At 63.6% G+C, this 17757-nt stretch carries 16 protein-coding genes; 7 read left to right on the top strand and 9 right to left on the bottom strand.

Annotation, left to right across the window (positions count from 1 at the left end; translation table 11 throughout):
* The first annotated feature begins 84 nt into the window (after window positions 1–84).
* Window positions 85–1206: an alkene reductase gene (locus AB5Y94_RS19630; RefSeq protein WP_279484176.1), complete on the top strand. Its 1122-nt coding sequence runs from the start codon at window positions 85–87 to the stop codon at window positions 1204–1206.
* Between the two features lie 80 nt (window positions 1207–1286).
* Here AB5Y94_RS19630 and AB5Y94_RS19625 read toward each other — a convergent pair whose 3' ends face one another.
* Entirely contained in the window at window positions 1287–2306 is a 1020-nt protein-coding gene (locus AB5Y94_RS19625) for an adenosine deaminase (RefSeq protein ID WP_368206364.1), read from the bottom strand.
* A gap of 212 nt (window positions 2307–2518) precedes the next feature.
* Between AB5Y94_RS19625 and AB5Y94_RS19620 the strand changes: the two genes are divergently transcribed.
* The 5 genes from AB5Y94_RS19620 to AB5Y94_RS19600 all read left to right on the top strand — a co-directional run bounded on the left by AB5Y94_RS19620 (window position 2519) and on the right by AB5Y94_RS19600 (window position 7942).
* Window positions 2519–3268 (top strand): HAD-IIA family hydrolase, encoded by a 750-nt coding sequence (locus tag AB5Y94_RS19620; protein ID WP_005302324.1) that lies wholly within the window; start codon window positions 2519–2521, stop codon window positions 3266–3268.
* 56 nt (window positions 3269–3324) lie between these two features.
* Window positions 3325–4899, top strand: a complete 1575-nt coding sequence (locus tag AB5Y94_RS19615; protein ID WP_010633618.1) for a cation:proton antiporter family protein — start codon at window positions 3325–3327, stop codon at window positions 4897–4899.
* Window positions 4900–5025: 126 nt separating this feature from the next.
* Window positions 5026–5391 carry a cupin domain-containing protein gene (locus AB5Y94_RS19610; protein ID WP_226008679.1) on the top strand — a complete coding sequence of 122 codons (366 nt, stop codon included), beginning with the start codon at window positions 5026–5028 and terminating at the stop codon, window positions 5389–5391.
* Between the two features lie 206 nt (window positions 5392–5597).
* Window positions 5598–7262, top strand: coding sequence for an asparagine synthase B (gene asnB / locus AB5Y94_RS19605; RefSeq protein ID WP_368206363.1), 1665 nt, complete (start codon window positions 5598–5600; stop codon window positions 7260–7262).
* 179 nt (window positions 7263–7441) lie between these two features.
* Window positions 7442–7942, top strand: a complete 501-nt coding sequence (locus tag AB5Y94_RS19600; protein WP_368206362.1) for a thioredoxin family protein — start codon at window positions 7442–7444, stop codon at window positions 7940–7942.
* 81 nt (window positions 7943–8023) lie between these two features.
* On the opposite strand, the gene maiA is transcribed toward AB5Y94_RS19600, so the two are convergent.
* The 6 genes from maiA to AB5Y94_RS19570 form a co-directional block, all read right to left on the bottom strand.
* Entirely contained in the window at window positions 8024–8662 is a 639-nt protein-coding gene (gene maiA / locus AB5Y94_RS19595; RefSeq protein WP_041203201.1) for a maleylacetoacetate isomerase, read from the bottom strand.
* 73 nt (window positions 8663–8735) lie between these two features.
* On the bottom strand, window positions 8736–9734 hold the full coding sequence (locus AB5Y94_RS19590) for a fumarylacetoacetate hydrolase family protein (RefSeq protein ID WP_054544656.1): 999 nt from the start codon (window positions 9732–9734) through the stop codon (window positions 8736–8738).
* Window positions 9735–9745: 11 nt separating this feature from the next.
* Entirely contained in the window at window positions 9746–10906 is a 1161-nt protein-coding gene (locus tag AB5Y94_RS19585; protein ID WP_054544655.1) for a homogentisate 1,2-dioxygenase, read from the bottom strand.
* Window positions 10907–10953: 47 nt separating this feature from the next.
* A complete protein-coding gene (gene hppD / locus AB5Y94_RS19580; protein ID WP_005302356.1) occupies window positions 10954–12051 on the bottom strand; it encodes a 4-hydroxyphenylpyruvate dioxygenase in 1098 nt (365 codons plus the stop codon).
* A gap of 237 nt (window positions 12052–12288) precedes the next feature.
* Complete coding sequence (locus AB5Y94_RS19575; RefSeq protein ID WP_368206361.1) at window positions 12289–12957, bottom strand: HAD family hydrolase; 669 nt, start codon at window positions 12955–12957, stop codon at window positions 12289–12291.
* On the bottom strand, window positions 12954–13613 hold the full coding sequence (locus AB5Y94_RS19570; RefSeq protein ID WP_368206360.1) for a TIGR01621 family pseudouridine synthase: 660 nt from the start codon (window positions 13611–13613) through the stop codon (window positions 12954–12956). The genes AB5Y94_RS19575 and AB5Y94_RS19570 overlap by 4 nt, the downstream gene beginning before the upstream one ends.
* Before the next feature lie 86 nt (window positions 13614–13699).
* Here AB5Y94_RS19570 and AB5Y94_RS19565 point away from each other — a divergent pair, with 86 nt between their 5' ends.
* The gene (locus tag AB5Y94_RS19565) at window positions 13700–15283 is read left to right on the top strand and encodes an ABC transporter substrate-binding protein (RefSeq protein ID WP_368206359.1); all 1584 of its coding nucleotides are present in this window, start codon (window positions 13700–13702) and stop codon (window positions 15281–15283) included.
* A 66-nt stretch (window positions 15284–15349) separates the two neighbouring features.
* Here the strand turns inward: AB5Y94_RS19565 and AB5Y94_RS19560 are convergent, their stop codons facing one another.
* Window positions 15350–16903, bottom strand: coding sequence for a PAS domain-containing methyl-accepting chemotaxis protein (locus tag AB5Y94_RS19560; RefSeq protein ID WP_368206358.1), 1554 nt, complete (start codon window positions 16901–16903; stop codon window positions 15350–15352).
* Window positions 16904–17061: 158 nt separating this feature from the next.
* On the bottom strand, window positions 17062–17748 hold the full coding sequence (locus tag AB5Y94_RS19555; RefSeq protein WP_368206357.1) for an AcvB/VirJ family lysyl-phosphatidylglycerol hydrolase: 687 nt from the start codon (window positions 17746–17748) through the stop codon (window positions 17062–17064).
* Between the last annotated feature and the right edge of the window lie 9 nt (window positions 17749–17757).

Here is a 17757-nt window from a genome sequence, read left to right as displayed (position 1 = left end):
GCAATTCTTTTCTGCAATTACCCCTCTTTTTCGCAAGGGATACCGGCACTACAGTGAGCCCATCATCACCATGAGGAATTCACCATGCACCACGATCACCTGTTCTGCCCCCTGCGCCTCGGCCAGCTGCACCTCAACAATCGCATCGTCATGCCCCCCATGACCCGCTCCCGCGCCAGCCAGCCCGGTGACGTGGCCAACGCCATGATGGCCACCTACTACGCCCAGCGCGCAGGGGCCGGTCTCATCATCAGCGAGGGCACCCAGATTGACCCCATGGGCAAGGGCTACGCCTGGACGCCGGGGATCCACAGCGCCGAACAAGTGGCCGGCTGGAAGCTGGTGACCGACGCCGTGCACGCCAAAGGCGGCACCATGTTCGCCCAGCTCTGGCACGTGGGCCGGGTCACTCACCCTGACAACCTCGGCGGCGCCCAGCCCATCTCCTCCTCCGCCATTCAGGCCAAAGGGGTCAAGGTGTTCGTCGACAACGGCAGCGACGCCCCCGGGTTCGTCGAGACCGTCACCCCGCGCGCCATGACCCAGGCCGACATCGACCAGGTGGTGGGGCAGTTTCGCCAGGCGGCCCGCAACGCCATGCTGGCAGGCTTTGACGGCATCGAGCTGCACGCCGCCAATGGCTACCTCATCAACCAGTTCCTCGACTCCGAGTCCAATACCCGCACCGACGGCTACGGCGGTTCGCTGGAGAACCGGCTGCGTTTCCTCAAAGAGGTAACCGAGGCGGTCTGCAGCGAGATCGGGGCCGACCGGGTCGGGGTGCGCCTCGCGCCGCTCACCACCTTGAACGGCACCGTGGATGCCAATCCGCAGGAGACCTACCTGGCCGCCGCCCGCCTGCTGGGCCGGCTCGACGTGGTCTACCTGCACGTTGCCGAGGCGGACTGGGACGACGCCCCGCTGATGGCAGAGAGCTTCAAGCAGGGGCTGCGCGATGCCTTCCCCAACACCCTCATCTATGCCGGCAAATACGACGGCGAGCGTGCCCGGGCGGCGCTCGAGGCGGGTTGGGCCGACATGATAGGCTTCGGTCGCCCCTTCGTGGCCAACCCAGACCTGCCCGAGCGGCTGCGCCACGGCTATCCGCTGGCCCCTCACGATCCGGCCACCCTGTTCGGCGGTGGCGAGAAGGGCCTGACCGACTACCCGACCTATCAGGCGGCCGCCCAGCCCCACTCGGCCTGAATCAAACCCGCCCAGGCATAAAAAACGCGCCCACCATCACTGGTGGGCGCACCGTTTTTACTTTTCATGCGAGCCAACGCTCAGTAGAGGCTGACCCCGTAGCAGGCGGCGTAGCTTCTGATCTCCCGGGTCAGCCGCGCCTTGTCGGCCAGGCTCAGCCAGCTCGCCTCGACGGCATTGAGTGACAAACGGCAGAGCTGGTTCATGCTGGCCCCCAGCTCATGGGCCAGGGCGTGGAAGTTGGCGTTCATGTAGCCGCCGAAATAGGCGGGGTCGTCCGAGTTGATGGTGACGCACAGCCCTTGCTCCAGCAAATTCAGTACGTTGTGGTGGGCCATCTGGTCAAACACCTTGAGGCGGGTGTTGGAGAGGGGACAGACGGTGAGCGGCAGCCGGGTATCGGCCAGATAGCGCAGCAGCTCGGGATCGTCGACGCAGCGTACCCCGTGATCGATGCGCCGCACCTCCAGCTCCCGGATGGCCTGCCAGATGTAGTCCGCCGGCCCCTCCTCGCCGGCGTGGGCCACCACCGGCAACCCCAGCTCGCGGCAGCGGGCAAAGACCCGGGCAAACTTGCCGGGCGGATTGCCCTTCTCCCCCGAGTCGAGGCCGATGCCGTGAATGCGCGACAAGAAGGGAGTGGCCTCTGTCAACGTGGCGAAGGCCTCCTCTTCGCTCAGGTGGCGCAAGAAGCTCATGATGAGCCGCCAGCTGATGCCAAACTCTTTCTCCCCGCGCTGCAGCGCCCGCTCGATGCCGCCCAGCACGGTGGCAAAGGGCACGCCGCGGGCGGTGTGGGTCTGGGGGTCGAAGAAGATCTCCACGTGCACCACCTTGTCGGCGGCGCAGCGCGCCAGATAGGCCCAGGTCAGATCGAAGAAGTCCTGCTCGTTGACCAGTACGCTGGCCCCCAGGTAGTAGAGATCGAGGAAGGATTGCAGGCAGTCGAACTCGTAGGCGGCGCGCACGCTGGCCACGTCTGGCCAGGGCAGGGCCACGCCGTTGCGCTGGCCCAGGGCAAACATCAGTTCCGGCTCGAGCGAGCCTTCGATATGGAGGTGCAGCTCCAGCTTGGGCAGACCGGCAATAAAGTTATCCATGATGACGGCTCCATCAGTGCACAGACAGCGGGACCCGCCAGTGGCAGAGCGGTTCCCTCCCCTGCAATTGATTGTGCACCTATCTCTGTTTATGGGGGAGACTTGTCATCAAACAGACTTATAATGGCGTCACAAAAACAACATAACTATTTGAAGATCTTGAGAGTTGGCGCAACTTTCCGCCGCCTCTTGCGCCTACACAAGGAGTCCCCATGAAGAAAAGCGTCATCTGCGACATCGACGGCGTCATCCTGCACAACAACGATCTGGTGCCAGGCGCCGACCGTTTCGTCCACCGCCTGCTGGAGCAGGGCAGCAAGCTGCTGTTTCTGACCAACTACCCGGCCCAGACCCAGAAAGATCTGCAAAACCGCTTCCGCTCCGCCGGGATCGAGGTGCCGGAGGAGTGCTTCTACACCTCCGCCATGGGTACCGCCGACTTTCTCAAGCGCCAGGATGGCAAGAAGGCCTATGTGATCGGCGAAGGGGCGCTGACCCACGAACTCTACAAGGCCGGCTTCACCATCACCGACATCGACCCCGACTTCGTGGTGGTGGGCGAGACCCGCAACTACAACTGGACCATGATGCAGCTGGGAGCCAAGTTCGTCGATCAGGGGGCCCGCTTCATCGCCACCAACCCGGATACCCACGGCCCCATGATGCACCCGGCCTGCGGCGCCCTGTGCGCCCCCATCGAGCGGATGACCGGCAAGAAGCCGTTCTACGTCGGCAAGCCGAGCGCCTGGATCATCCGCGCGGCGCTCAACCGGATGGAGGCCCACTCCGACGACACCATCATCATCGGCGACAACCTGCGCACCGACATTCTGGCGGGCTTCCAGGCCGGCCTCGAGACGGTGCTGGTGCTCTCCGGGGTGAGCAAGGTGGCCGACATCGACCGCATGCCGTTTCGGCCGAACCACATCTTCGACTCAGTAGTGGACATCGACATCGTCTGACCCGCTACCCAGGATAGAGAAGAGGGCAGGCCGGCCCTGCCCTCGCAGGAAACAACATGGAACCCATTCTTATCGCCGTGGCCTTCGGCTGCGGCATGCTGGTCAACCTCATCGGCCTGCCGCCTCTGCTGGGCTTTCTGGCCGCCGGCTTCATCCTCAATGCCATGGGCTATCACAACACCCCGGCCCTCAGCGAAGTGGCCGATCTCGGCGTCACCCTGCTGCTGTTCACCATCGGCCTCAAGCTCAACGTCAAGATCCTGATGCGGCGCGACGTCTGGGGCACCACCAGTTTGCACCTGCTGCTCTCCACCCTGCTCTTTACCGTGGTGCTGCTGGTGTGCAAGGGGCTCGGGCTGGCGCTGGCCATGTCGCTGGACTGGAAGCTGGCGCTGCTGCTGGGCTTTGCCCTCTCCTTCTCCAGTACAGTATTTGCGGTCAAGGTGCTGGAGGAGCGCAGCGACATGAACGCCCTCTATGCCCGTCTCGCCATCGGCGTGCTGGTGATGCAGGATCTGTTCGCGGTGGCCTTCCTGGCGGTCTCCAGCGGCGAGTGGCCCAGCATCTGGGCGCTCTGGATCCTGGGGCTGCCGCTGCTGCGCCCCTTGCTGCTGAAACTGCTGGAGCGGGCCGGTCACGGCGAGCTGCAGGTGCTGTTCGGGATCTTCCTGGCGCTGGTGGTGGGGGCCGCCGGCTTCGAGGTGGTGGGGCTCAAACCGGATCTGGGGGCACTCATCATCGGCATGCTGATCGCCTCCCACCCCGCCTCCGCGGGGCTGGCCAAGTCGCTGTTCAACCTCAAAGACTTGTTTCTTATCTGCTTCTTTCTCACCATCGGCCTCAACGGCCTGCCGACCCACGACACCATGTTGCTGGCGCTGGCACTGGTGCTGGCCCTGCCGCTCAAGAGCGCGCTCTACTACCTGGTCTACAGCGGCGCCCACCTGCGGGTGCGCACCGCCCTGCTCTCCACCCTGGCGCTCACCAACTTCTCGGAGTTCGGCCTCATCGTCGCGGCCATCGCCGCCAAGGCGGGCTGGATCTCCCACGAGTGGCTGGTCGCGCTCTCTCTGGCGCTGGCGGCCAGCTTCATGATCTCGGCCCCCCTCAACGGCCAGAGCGAGCGCATTTACCATCGGCTCGGCAACTGGCTGCGCGGCATGCAGGCCACCACCCTGCACCCGGAGGACAGGCCCATCGAGCTTGGCGATGCCGAGGTGATCATCCTCGGCATGGGGCGGATCGGCCAGGGCGCCTACTTCGAGCTGGAGAACAAGTACGGCACCGTGATCCTCGGGGTGGAGAACGACAGCGACAAGCTGCCCACCCTGCGCGCCCAGGGGATGAACGTCATCGAGGGGGATGCCACCGATACCGACTTCTGGGACAAGGTGCTGCTCTCCAACCAGGTCAACCTGGTGCTGCTGGCCATGCCTCACCACTCGGGCAACCTCTACGCCATCGAGAAACTGCGCAGCCACGGCTTTGCCGGCAAGATTGCCGCCATCGTCCGCTTCGAGGACGACATCGCCTCCCTGAAGGAGCAAGGGGTGGATGCGGTGTTCAACGTCTACGATGAAGCGGGCAGCGGCTTTGCCCGCCACGTCATCAAGCGGCTGCAGCCACGCTGACGGGGGGCGGTGGCCCCCTTGGCAAGGAGGGCACTATCGTTTACGTTATGCTCAACCTCGTTTAATAAAACGAACAATCTCGGGGCCTGGATGGCCCCGTTTTTTATCCCTTGCCAAGGAGGCAGCATGAAGACCCTCAACGACTGGATCCTGCTCGACCGCCACGAGGCGGCCCCCACCCCGCTGATGCCCGCCCCCGAGCGCCTGCGCGCCGGCAATCCGCGCCAGACGGTATGGAACCACTACTCAGACCCCAGCCAGCAGTTTCACGTGGGCTTCTGGCACTGCGAGCCGGGCCGCTGGGCCATCCACTACACCGAGCACGAGTATTGCCAGCTGCTGGAGGGCGAGGCGGTGATCCACGACGGCCAGGGCGGCAGGCTGCCCCTCAAACCCGGCGATCAGTTTGTCATTCCCGCCGGCTTTGTCGGGGAGTGGGAGACCCTCACCCCCTGCCGCAAGCTCTATGTGATCTTCGAACCCGCCAACTGACGTTCACGTCAACCTCCCCTCTTTTTTCCGGCGACCGGACGGGTCGCCGCACTCCCCTACCTGCTTGACGCTTACGGCATGATTTTCTGCGGTTTTCCCGCTTGCAAAAGGTTTTTGCACTAGGCATTGTGATTGGCGAGGAATGTAAATGGAATTTCGAGCCCGAACGTGGGGGGCTCATATAAAAATCAAGAGGATTACCGCCAATGTGTTCTATTTTCGGCATTCTGGACATCAAATCCGATGCGGCCGCCCTGCGCAAATCGGCGCTGGAGATGTCCAAGCGATTGCGTCACCGCGGTCCTGACTGGTCCGGCGTCTACAGCTCCGACAAGGCCATTCTGGTGCACGAGCGCCTGGCCATCGTCGATCCGGGCAACGGCGCCCAGCCGCTCTACAACCCCGAGCGCACCCATGTGCTGGCCGTCAACGGCGAGATCTACAACCACAAGGAGCTGGAGAAGAACCTCAAGGTCGACTTCCAGTTCCAGACCCACTCCGACTGCGAGGTGCTGCTGGCCCTCTACAAGGAGAAGGGCCCTGCCTTCCTGGATGACCTGAACGGCATCTTCGCCTTCATCCTCTATGACGCCGAGCAGGATGCGTATCTCATCGGTCGCGACCACATGGGGATCATCCCCCTCTACACCGGTCGCGACGAGCACGGCAACTTCTACGTCGCCTCCGAGATGAAGGCGCTGGTACCGGTCTGCAAGAGCGTCGAAACCTTCCCGCCGGGACACTACCTGTGGAGCAAGGATGGCGAGCTTAAACAGTGGTACAAACGCGACTGGATGGAGTACGGCGCGGTCGAGCACAACGTCAGCGACAAAGCCGAGCTCAAAGCCGCGCTGGAAGCGGCGGTCAAACGCCAGCTGATGTGTGACGTGCCCTACGGCGTGCTGCTCTCCGGCGGGCTGGATTCGTCCGTCATCTCCGCCATCACCAAGCTCTATGCCGCCCGTCGGGTGGAAGACGATGGCAAGAGCGAGGCCTGGTGGCCCCAGCTGCACTCCTTCGCCGTGGGCCTGGAAGGCTCGCCGGATCTGGCCGCCGCCCGCAAGGTCGCCGATCATTTGGGCACCATCCACCACCAGATCCACTTCACCGTGCAGGAAGGTCTGGATGCCCTGCGGGACGTCATCTATCACCTCGAGACCTATGACGTCACCACCATCCGCGCCTCCACGCCGATGTACCTGATGGCCCGCTACATCAAGGCGATGGGGATCAAGATGGTGCTCTCCGGCGAAGGCTCCGACGAGCTGTTCGGCGGCTACCTCTACTTCCACAAGGCGCCCAACGCCCGCGAGTTCCACGAAGAGAACGTGCGCAAGCTCGCCTCTTTGCACCTCTATGACTGTCTGCGCGCCAACAAGTCGATGGCCGCCTGGGGGGTGGAGGGTCGCGTGCCCTTCCTCGACAAGGAGTTCATGGACGTGGCGATGCGTCTGCAACCTGCCGACAAGATGTGCGGCAAGGGCAAGATCGAGAAGCACATCCTGCGTGAAGCGTTCGAGGGTCTGCTGCCCCATGAAGTGGCATGGCGCCAGAAGGAGCAATTCTCCGACGGCGTAGGCTACTCCTGGATTGACAGCCTGAAAGCCATGGTCGAGGAAGAGGTGACGGATCAGATGTTCGAGGCCGCGGCCTTCCGCTTCCCCGTCAACACCCCGCTCACCAAGGAGGCCTACTACTACCGCGCCATCTTTGACGAGCACTTCCCGCTGGAGTCCGCCGCCCGCACCGTGCCCTACGGCAAGTCGGTCGCCTGCTCCACCCCGACTGCGCTGGAGTGGGATGCCAAGTTCAAGGAGATGGCCGACCCCTCCGGTCGCGCCGTGATGGATGTCCACCAGCAGGGTTACTGATCTGCCGGCGACCTCCCTTGCCTGAATGCCAAGCCCCTCCTGCGAGGGGCTTTGTTTTTTCCCGCCGACCCATTCCCGCTTTTTGCATAACTAGGGCCCATCTCGCCCTTGGCGGCCGGGCTCGCTCGTGTCACATTGTTGCGGCTTGGAAGCAACCACAACAACACAAGGAGCACGTGATGAACCGACTGCTATTGCCGCTGGTGCTTGGCACCGCCCTGTTTCATGGCGAGGTGTACAGCGCCGACCACCTCTGGAGCCAGACCCTGCCCGACTACAGCCAGGGCTATGACGAGCAGCGGGACCCGGCCCGCGATCTCGCCGCCGCCACCGCCAAGGCCAGTGCAGAGGGCAAGAAAGTCCTGCTGCTGGTAGGTGGTGAGTGGTGCAGCTGGTGCCAGGAGATGAACCACTTTCTGGACCGGGAGCCCAAACTCGCCGGCCAGTTCAACCGCACCTTCGTGGTGGTCAAGGTGAACGTCAGCAAGCAGAACAAGAACGAATCCTTCCTCAAAGATTATCCCGAGTACCTGGGGGTGCCCCACTTCTACGTGCTGGATGGCAAGGGCAAGCTGCTCGAATCCTTCAACACCGGGCTGCTGGAGAAGGGGGACAGCTACGACGGGGAGAAATTCGGCAAGTTCATCGCCTATTTCCAGCCCAAGCCCACCCGCGGCTAGCGCGCCCCTGATATGAAAGCCCCGCACGGTCGACTGACGGTGCGGGGCTCGATAATTGGAACCTGGCAGGAAGGCGCAGCTTCAGGGCTGGGCATCCGGCTGATTGGCGGGGGCGGCCTTGATAAAGGCCTGCAGCTGCTCGCAGTTGGCGACGATGCGGTTGATGGTGGGATAGTCTTCCAGCGACATGTCGTAGCGGCGGGCGTTGTAGACCTGGGGCACCAGCATGCAGTCCGCCAGGGTCACCTCGTTGCCGACGCAATAGATGCCGGCGGTGGTCATCAACAGCTGCTCCAGCGCGCTGAAGGTTTCGTCAATCCAGTGGCGATACCAGGCCGCCTCCTGCTCCTTGCCCGCCCTGAGATGCTCTCCCAGGTAATTGAGCACCCGCAGGTTGTTGAGGGGATGGATGTCGCAGGCGATCATGTTGACGATCTGGCGTACCCGGGCCCGCTCCTCGGGGGCGGACGGCATCAGCGGGTGAGCGGGGTAGGTTTCGTCGAGGTACTCCATGATGGCCACCGACTGACCCACCTGCACCTCGCCATCCACCAGAAACGGCACCAGCCCCTGGGGATTGAGCCGGCGATAGGCCTTCTCGCGCTGCTCCCCCTGCCGCAGATTGACCGGATGCTGCTCGTAGTCGAGCCCCTTGAGCTGCATCACGATCCGCACCCGATAACTTGCCGATGAACGCCAATATCCAAACAACTGCAACATACTTTGTCCCTGTGTTGACAGGTGCATGGACACCTGCCGCTCACCCGTCGGCCACGTGTCCATGCCGGCCCCTTCACTTCGTCTGACTGGCCTCTGCCGGCGTGACCCGCTGCAAAATGGTGCCAAACAGACTCATCCCGTTGCGATCCTGCATCGCGATGGACACTGTATCACCAAAGCGCAGAAAGGGTGTAGTGGCTTGACCTGACTCGATAATTTCCAGCATTCTCAGCTCGGCGAGGCAGGATGAGCCACGGCTTCTGTCGTAGTTGGAGACGGTCCCCGAGCCGATGATGCAGCCCGCCCCGAGCGGCCGGGTCTTGGCGGCGTGGGCGATCAGCTCATAAAAGTTGAAGGTCATGTCCACCCCGGCATCGGGAGCGCCGAACAGGGCGCCGTTGAGGTGGGTCTCGAGGGGCAGATGCACCTTGCCGTCGCGCCAGTCATCCCCCAGCTCGTCCGGGGTGATGGCCAGCGGCGAGAAGCTGCTGGAGGGCTTGGACTGGAAGAAGCCGAAGCCCTTGGCAAGCTCGCCCGGAATGAGGTTGCGCAGGCTCACGTCGTTGACCAGCATCAGCAGCTTGATGTGGCCGGCGGCCGCCTGCGGGCTGGTGCCCATCGGCACGTCGTCGGTGATGACGGCGATCTCCGACTCGAAATCGATGCCCCACTCCTCCGACCCCATCGGGATGGACCCCCGCGGCGGCAGGAAGCTGTCCGAGCCTCCCTGGTACATCAGGGGATCGTGCCAGAAGCTCTCTGGCATTTCGGCGCCGCGCGCCTTGCGCACCAGCTCCACGTGGTTGACGTAGGCGCTGCCGTCGGCCCACTGATAGGCGCGCGGCAGCGGGGAGAGACAGGCCGTCTCGTCGAACGGGAAGGCATCGGCGCAGGCGCCATCGTTGAGCTGCTGATAGACGGCGGTCAGCTTGGGCGCAAGCTCGGCCCACTCGTCGAGGGCCGCCTGCAGGGTGGCGGCAAGGTGCGGCACGCGCACCGCGCGGCTCAGATCGCGACTCACCACCACCAGGGCGCCGTCCCGTTTGCCATTGTTCAGGGTTGCCAGTTTCATAGGGATTCCTTTTATTTGCCGTTGGTGGCGGGTGTGAGTTCCGGGCGCAACCAGCTGGTGACATAACGCGGGTTCTCCACCCCGTCACACAGGCTGCCGACGTTGAGCGCATCTCGGGTATCGAGCATCACCGCCACCTCGTCGGTGAACTTCTTGGTGTAGGCCTGACCCGCCGCAAACGCCTTGGGATGGGGACCGTGGGTAAACCCGGCGGGATGGAAGGTGACCATGCCCCGCTCTATGTTGTCCCGACTGAAGAAATCCCCGGCGTGGTAGAAGAGCACCTCGTCGTAGTCGTCGTTGCTGTGGTAGAAGGGCACCTTGAGGGCGCCGGGATCGCTCTCGATGGGGCGTGGCACGAAGGTGCAGACCACGAACCGGCTCGCCACGAAGGTGGAGTGAGCCGACGGCGGCAGGTGATAGCGGTGGCTCATCAGCGGGCGGATGTCCCGCCAGTTGAGGCGCACCACGCACAAGTCCCCGTGCCACCCTTGCGCATCCAGCGGGTTGAACGGCCAGGTGATGACCGAGACCTGGTTGTGACGCTTCACCTGCAGCGACCAGGGATTCTCATCCTGCTGGGCCAGGAAGCGCTCGTTGATGGCGGGCACGTCCAGCGCCGCCGGGTCGAAGATGGCGTGATTGCCCACCAACCCCTTGTCCGGCAGCTGGTAGCTGTCGTTGGTCGCCTCGATCATCAGGATGAACAGGGGGGCCGTCGGCTCGATGCGCCACATGGTGCCGCGGGGGATCACCAGGTAGTCGCCATCGCGCAGGGTCAGGTGACCGTAGTCGCAGTAAAACTCGCCGCTCCCCTCGTGGATGAACAGGAGCTCGTCGCCATCGGCGTTGCGCACCAGAAACGGCATGGGCTCATGCAGGCGCCAGATGCGGTAGCGGCAATGGGGGTTGCTGAGAATATCCGGCATCACCCAGGGGGAGAGGGAGCTCACCTCCTCGCTCAAGGCGTTGAGATCGAACAGGCGCGGGCGCAGCGGCCCCTCCCAGTTGATCCAGTCGGTGGGAGCATGCTTGTGATGCATGTGGGTGGCCGGCCCGAAAAAGCCGGAGCGGCCCAGTTCACGCTCATAGATGGCCTGCTCGGGCAGGTCGGCATGAGCCTGGCGGGAGTGGGTCCCCTCCCGGTGGGGAAAGTTAATCCAGTTACGCATTGCCAACCTCCCTTGCCTGACCGACAACCTGCACGTGGCGGCTTTCGTTACGCATCATTGAGCACCCCGCGGCGGATCTGATCCAGCTCGATGGATTCGAACAGTGCCTGGAAGTTACCCTCACCAAAGCCTTCGTTGCCCTTGCGCTGGATGATCTCGAAGAACACCGGGCCGATCACGGTGTCGGTGAAGATCTGTAGCAGGATGCCGTCCTTGGTGGGAGAGCCGTCGATGAGAATGCGCAGCTCTTTGAGCGCCGCCAGATCCTCCTGGTGACCCTCGACCCGGCTGTCCACCTTCTCGTAGTAGGTGTCCGGGGTCGGCATGAAGCCGGTACCACGGCCGCGCAGGGTACGGATGGTGTGGTAGATGTCGCTCGACGCCATGGCGATGTGCTGGATCCCCTCCCCCTTGTACTGGCGCAGGTACTCTTCAATCTGGGACTTGTCGTCGGAGGACTCGTTGATGGGGATGCGAATTTTGCCGCAAGGGGCGGTCATGGCGCGGGAATGGAGCCCGGTCAGCTTGCCTTCGATGTCGAAGTAGCGGATTTCGCGAAAGTTGCCGATCCGCTCGTAGAAGTTGGACCAGACATCCATGTTGCCGCGCTGCACGTTGTGGGTCAGGTGGTCAATCTCGTAGAGCCCTGCATCCACCTCGGCCATGCGCGCCTGCCAGTCCGGATAGAAGACGAAGTCCACATCATAGATGGAGCCCTTGTCGCCGTAGCGGTCGACAAAGGAGAGGGTGCTCTCGCCGATGCCGTAGATGGCGGGGATGTTGAGCTCCATGGGGCCAATCTTGCCGACGAACGGCTTGGCGCCCTTGGCGATGGCGTACTGCTGGGCCTTGCCGGCATCGCTCACCCGAAACGCCATGCCGCAGACGCTCGGCCCGTGCAGGCTGGCAAACTGCTCGGCCTGGGAGTGGGGCTCGGCATTGACCACGAAGTTGATGTCCCCCTGGCGGTAGAGCCAGCACTGCTTGTGTTTGTGCTTGGCCACCTCGGCAAAGCCCAGCGAGACGAACAGCGCCTTGAGGGCGGCAATGCCCTTGGCATCGGGCGCCGTGTACTCGACGAATTCGAAACCATCGGTGCCGAGCGGGTTGATGGTGTGAGTACGGGCAGAAGAAGTGGTCGTCATGATGCGCTCCTTGCGATTGACTGATAACGAAACGGGTCACACCGGGGCGCTGCGGGCAGCTGCCACCGGCGTTGTTAACAACTTGTTTCATTAGAGGCAGGGGCGTAGCGGAAGAAAAGAGGCGGCGTTCAGATAGTTTGGCGGGGGGCGGCGCCAAAAGATGTAAATAGATTGTGACATTGAAGCCGCAGCCTTGTGGCGCGCTCGGTGGCGACCCACAAGGCTGTCAGTTTTGCCTTACAGGGACCAGTATCTGGGCTCGATGCGGGGCAATGACTGCCGTGCTCGTTGCAGCCGCGCCGGGGTGGGGTTGATGAGCCAGGCCGCCTGCCCCTCTGCCAGCAGTGGCAAGTCGTGCAGGCTGTCGCTCAGGGCCAGGGTGGCGCCGAGGGCCTGGATCCTGGGCAAAATCTTGTGGCGGCCGTGACAGTAAAAACGTGGCATCAGGCCGCCGAGGCGATAGTGCATGCGCGACCCCAGAATGCGATGGGGCAGCTGGCCGGGCAACTGCTGATGGAGCTGACCCCGCACCAGGGCGCGGGGGCTGGCGGAGAGCACCCAGCAGCGCTGCCCTTCGGCCAGCAGCAGGGCGCGCGCCTCCTGAAACAGCCCAGGTCGGGTGCGGCAGTAGGCCCGTACCAGGCGGCGCCACCCTAGCGGCGACAGCCCAAGGGTGATGGCCCACCAGATCAGCGAAATACCGTGCCTGCGCTGGCTTGGCAGCAGATAGACCAGCCCCCCCAACGCCATCACAGGCCACAGCAGTAGCGGCCAGATGCGGCGGCGCAGAATGAAGCGCAGCAAGCCGGCATGGCTGTCATCCGGTGCCAGGGTGTCGTCAAAATCCGCCAGGATCCAGCCGCTGGCGGGCAGATCCGAGGCCCCTTGCATGGCAGCCCCCTTCATTCGGCCAACCCCGCGATGGCGGCGTGCAGCTCGGGCAGCACAAACAGCGCGCCTTCGTCGGGTGGACAGACGAAGTCGAACGCCTCCCCCGCCAGGGTGAAGTCGAGGCGCCAGGCGTGCAGATAGCCGCGATCGGCCGCCGTGCCGCCGTAGCGCTCATCCCCGAGGATCGGCGCCCCCACGCTCTTCAAGGCCACCCGGATCTGGTGGGTCTTGCCGGTCTGAGGCTTGATGCGATAAAGGCGCAGCCCCTCGCGCACCGACACGGAGTCGAACCAGCTGATGGCGGGGTTGTCGAGTGTGCGGGTCAGCATCCAGCTGCCCCCCCGCCCCTTTTGCATGTCCCCCTTCACCCAGCCCTGCTTCTTCTTCGGCTTGCGATCGGAGAGGGCCAGATACTGCTTGCTCACCTCCCGCGCGGCAAAGGCCATGCTGAGGGCCCGGTTGGCCTCGGTGGTGCGGGCCAGCAGCACCAGCCCGGAGGTCATCTTGTCGAGCCGATGCACCGGATAGAGCAGCAGACCGGTGTCGGCCTTGACCCGGCTGACCAGGCCAGGATGGAGCAGACCGGACTCGTCGGTCTCGTCGTGCATGCCGAGCCCGGGTCCCTTGTTGATAACCATGAAATCTTTGTGCTGCGCTAGTATCCGGTACATCAATAACCCTTTAGAATGTTTTTAATTACAAGAAGATGACCCTGCGGGGTCGCACCCCATGAACACTCAGAACAAGACTCGCACGGATGAAGAGATGCTTGCTTTGGCTGCTGCTGATCGGTATCAGCCATGCTGTTCCCCTGCGGGCCAGCGAATCCCCCCTTGAAGCCCCGGAGCGGGTGGTGCTCCAGTTGCGCTGGCTGCACCAGCCCCAGTTCGTTGGCTATCACATGGCCAAGGCCAAGGGCTTCTATGCCAGTGCCGGGCTGGACGTCGAGATACGGCCCGGCGGCAAGGGCATCAGCCCGGTTGAAGAGGTGCTGAGCGGACGAGCCGACTTCGGGGTCGGCAACACCGAGGTGCTGACCAGCTATGCCAACGGCAAGCCGCTGCTGGCGCTCGCCAGCGTCTATCAGCACTCGCCTTCCATCTTTCTGGCCCGCCGTGACAGCGGCATTCTCACCGTTGACGACATGCGTGGCAAACGGATCATGATGTTTTCGGCCCATCAGGACGCCGAACTGCTGGCCACCCTCTTCTATCAGGGGCTGAGCGAGCGTCAGCTCATCCCGCTGCCCACCTCGGTCAACATCGAGGATCTCATCGAGGGCCGGGTCGACATCTTCAACGCCTACCTCAGCAACGAGCCCTTCTATCTGGAAGAGCGCGGCATCCCCGTCTCCGTCATCAATCCGCGCAACTACGGCATCGATTTCTACAGCGACATCCTGTTCACCACCCAGGCCCAGGAGCACGCCCATCCGGATCGGGTGGCCCGCTTTCGGGCCGCGAGCCTGGCCGGTTGGCGCTACGCCCTGGCCCACCCGCAGGAGGCCATCGCCCTGCTGCGCAAGGAGTATGGCGTCAACCGCAGTCAGGCCCACATGGAGTACGAGCTGCAGGTGAGCAAGGAGATGATCCAGCCGCTCTATGTGGAGATCGGGTATATGAATCCGGACCGCATGGCCCATATCATGCAGCAGCTGGTGGAGATCGGGTTGGTGCCAAAGCCGGTCTCCTTGAGCGACTTTCTCTATCAGGCCCCCTCCGAGCAGTGGATCTTCTGGCGCCCCTGGTTCCTGCTGAGCCTGGCAGCCAGCGTGCTGATCCTGCTGCTGGCCCTCTATCTATTGATGTGCAACCAGCGGCTCAACCGCGAAATTGCCCTGCGCCGTCAGCGGGAGGAGGAGATCTGGCAGCTGGCCCGCCGCGACCCCCTCACCAACCTGCCCAACCGGCTGAGCCTGATGGAGCGGCTCGATGCCCAGGTCAAGGGGCCGGCACCAGGCTGCCTGCTGTTTTGCGATCTCAACGACTTCAAGCAGGTCAACGACAACTTCGGCCACAGCCACGGCGATGCCCTCCTCTGCCAGCTGGCGGAGCGGATCAGCCGCAGCCTCGGGCCGCAGCACTTCTTCGCCAGGCTGGCCGGCGACGAGTTCGTGCTGCTGTTGCCGGGCCATGATCAGGCGCAGGCCGACGCCATCGCCGAGCAGATCAGGGCCACCATGCAACCGCCATTCGAGGTGGAGGGTGTCCCGCTGTCGGTCGGCATCAGCGTTGGCATCAGCCAGTACCAGCCGGGCTGGCATCCCGAACAGTGGTTGATCCAGGCCGACCGCGCCATGTACCACGACAAGGGGAACCCGCTGGGCCAGGCCGCGATCTGATCGACACGCCTGACAGCACAAGGCCACCCGCGGGTGGCCTTGTTGTTGTATGGATATTAGCGGCGGCTAGCCGAAGGTCTGCCCCAGGGATTTGAGCTGTCTGGCCTTGGTCAGCAGGATCTCGCTCGACTCGTCCACGTCCTGCATCTTGTTGCTGTTGGCGTGGGAGTGCTGGGAGATGAGGTTGACGTTCTGGCTGATGTCCTCCACCACCGCCTGCTGCTGCTCCGCCGCCGCCGAGATCTGGGCCGAGAAGTCCATCACCAGCTCGATCTCCGCCAGCACCTGATGCAGGCTGTCCGACCCCATCCGGGTCATCTCCACGCAGGCCTGGGTCTGTTGCAGGTTGTTCTGCATCATCCCCTTCCAGCCGTTCAGGGTGCGCTGGATCTGGCCGATGCTGCCCTGGATCTGTTCGGTCGCCTTGTGGGTGCGGGTAGACAAGGTGCGCACCTCGTCCGCCACCACTGCAAAGCCGCGCCCCTGCTCGCCAGCCCGCGCCGCCTCGATGGCGGCATTGAGCGCCAGCAGGTTGGTCTGATCGGCGATGCCCTGGATTTCCCCCATCAGCACCCCGATGCGATCCGACTCGCTGGCCAGCGCCACCGCCGAGGCAAAGGCGTGCTCCGCCTCCTTCGCCAGAGCGGTGATTTTGCGCTCGGTCTCGATCAACTGCTGATCCGTGTGCTGGCAGTGAGCCTTGGCCTCGGCAATCTGGTTGTTGGTATCCTGGATGTTGCGGGCAATCTCCTGCGCCGTGCTCGCCATCTCGGTGATGGCGGTCGCCATCTGCTGGGTCTGGGCATCCTGCTCGGCAATGTCCGAGCTCGCCTCGCTGGAGGCGCTCTTCAGATGCACCGCCAGATCCTGCAGGGCGTGAGTGGCATCATCCACCCGGCCGAGCACGGTGCGAATACGGGCCTGCAGCAGCTTGATGTGAAAGTCGGCGATGGCGCTTGGCTCCTGCCCCGAGTAGATGAGGCGGGTCAGGCTGTCATACTCGCCGGCCAGTTGCTGCAAGTAACGGGGGGTGGTGATGAGCTCGTGGCGATAGAGGATCCCCAGCAAGATCAGCGGCAGCGCCATGTAAAGCGCGGCCCAGCCGCCCAGTTCTACTGTGCCGAGCCAACCCAGTGCCAGCAGCCCGGCCACCGCCACCCCGTGGCGCAGCCGCGCCAGCGAAATTCTGGGCCTGCCGCCCCCCTGCTCCGCCGCCCGCAGCCGCGCATAGGTGCGAGCGGCGATCTGCTTCATCTGCGGATCGGCGCGGCAGCGCACCGACTGGTAGCCGCTGATCTTGCCCTGCTCGAAGATGGGGGTGACATAGGCATCCACCCAGTAGTAGCGACCATCCTGGCAGCGATTCTTCACCATGCCGCGCCATGGCTGGCCCTGCTTGAGCTTGCCCCACAGGTCGGCAAATGCCGCCTTGGGCATGTCGGGATGGCGCACCATGTTGTGGTGCTGCCCCACCAGCTCGGCTCGGCTGTAACCGGCGACCCGGCAGAAGTTGTCATTGGCATAGGTGATCACGCCCCGCAGATCCGTGGTGGACACCAGCTGTTCATCAGCGGCGAAATCCACTTCCTGATCAACTAGATGAGCTCTTTGTTCGCGCATGCAGCCCCCCCTCTACTGTTTTATTGCTCAGTAGAGTGTTGGGAAGCAATCCACGCCTGTAAAGGCGAAATCAAAAAGAAACAGGCCGGCTGCGCACAATCCGGCCTGATAGGGAATGAACTTTGATTTACATCAAGTTTTTCTGCCCGCGTTCACACTTACTGCAGGCTGAGATGGCTGACGATGGCCTGGTACAGCACAGGGTAGTCATCCTCGAAATGGTGGGATCCCGGCAGGGTCACAGTCGTCACGTTGGGCTGCTGCAGGTGGGGGCAGAGCCGCACCGGCGAGTCGTCTGCCGCCCCCTGCAGGCAGAGCATCGGCAGGGTGTGAATGGCGTTGACCTCGGGCTGGGTGGGATAACTGCCCGCCTTGTCGCGGGTCACCATGTCGCTGACGTGGATCTCGAAGTCGGAGGCGGTCGAGGGGGAGAGCATCACGGCTCCGATCAGGCTCTTGCGGTAGGGTTCGGGCAGCCGGTTGATGACGAAGGGCACGATTTCCGCCCCGAAGGAGAAGCCCACCAGCAGCCAGCGCTGGCGCCCCCAGCGGGACTGATAATCGTCCAGGATCCGCACCAGATCGGCGGTGACCTGCTCTGGATCCTTCTTCTTCCAGTAGTAGGTGAGCGAGCTCCAGCCCACCACCGGCATGCCGTGCTGCTGCAACTGGGCGCTGAGCCCCTTGTCCAGCGCGGCCCAGCCGCCATCACCGCTCAGAAACACCACCATGGGGGCACTCGAGGCTTGCGCCACCGGCAGCTCCACCAACCCGAGATCTTCTTTCACCGGCGCGGCCGAGAGCGAGAAGGCGCAGCACGCCAGCAGCAATAACAGGATCCTCATGAACGACTC

Origin of the sequence: Aeromonas sp. s5, assembly GCF_040907865.1 — a bacterium.
GTDB lineage: Bacteria > Pseudomonadota > Gammaproteobacteria > Enterobacterales > Aeromonadaceae > Aeromonas > Aeromonas dhakensis.
This window is presented reverse-complemented; position numbering and strand designations above follow the sequence as displayed.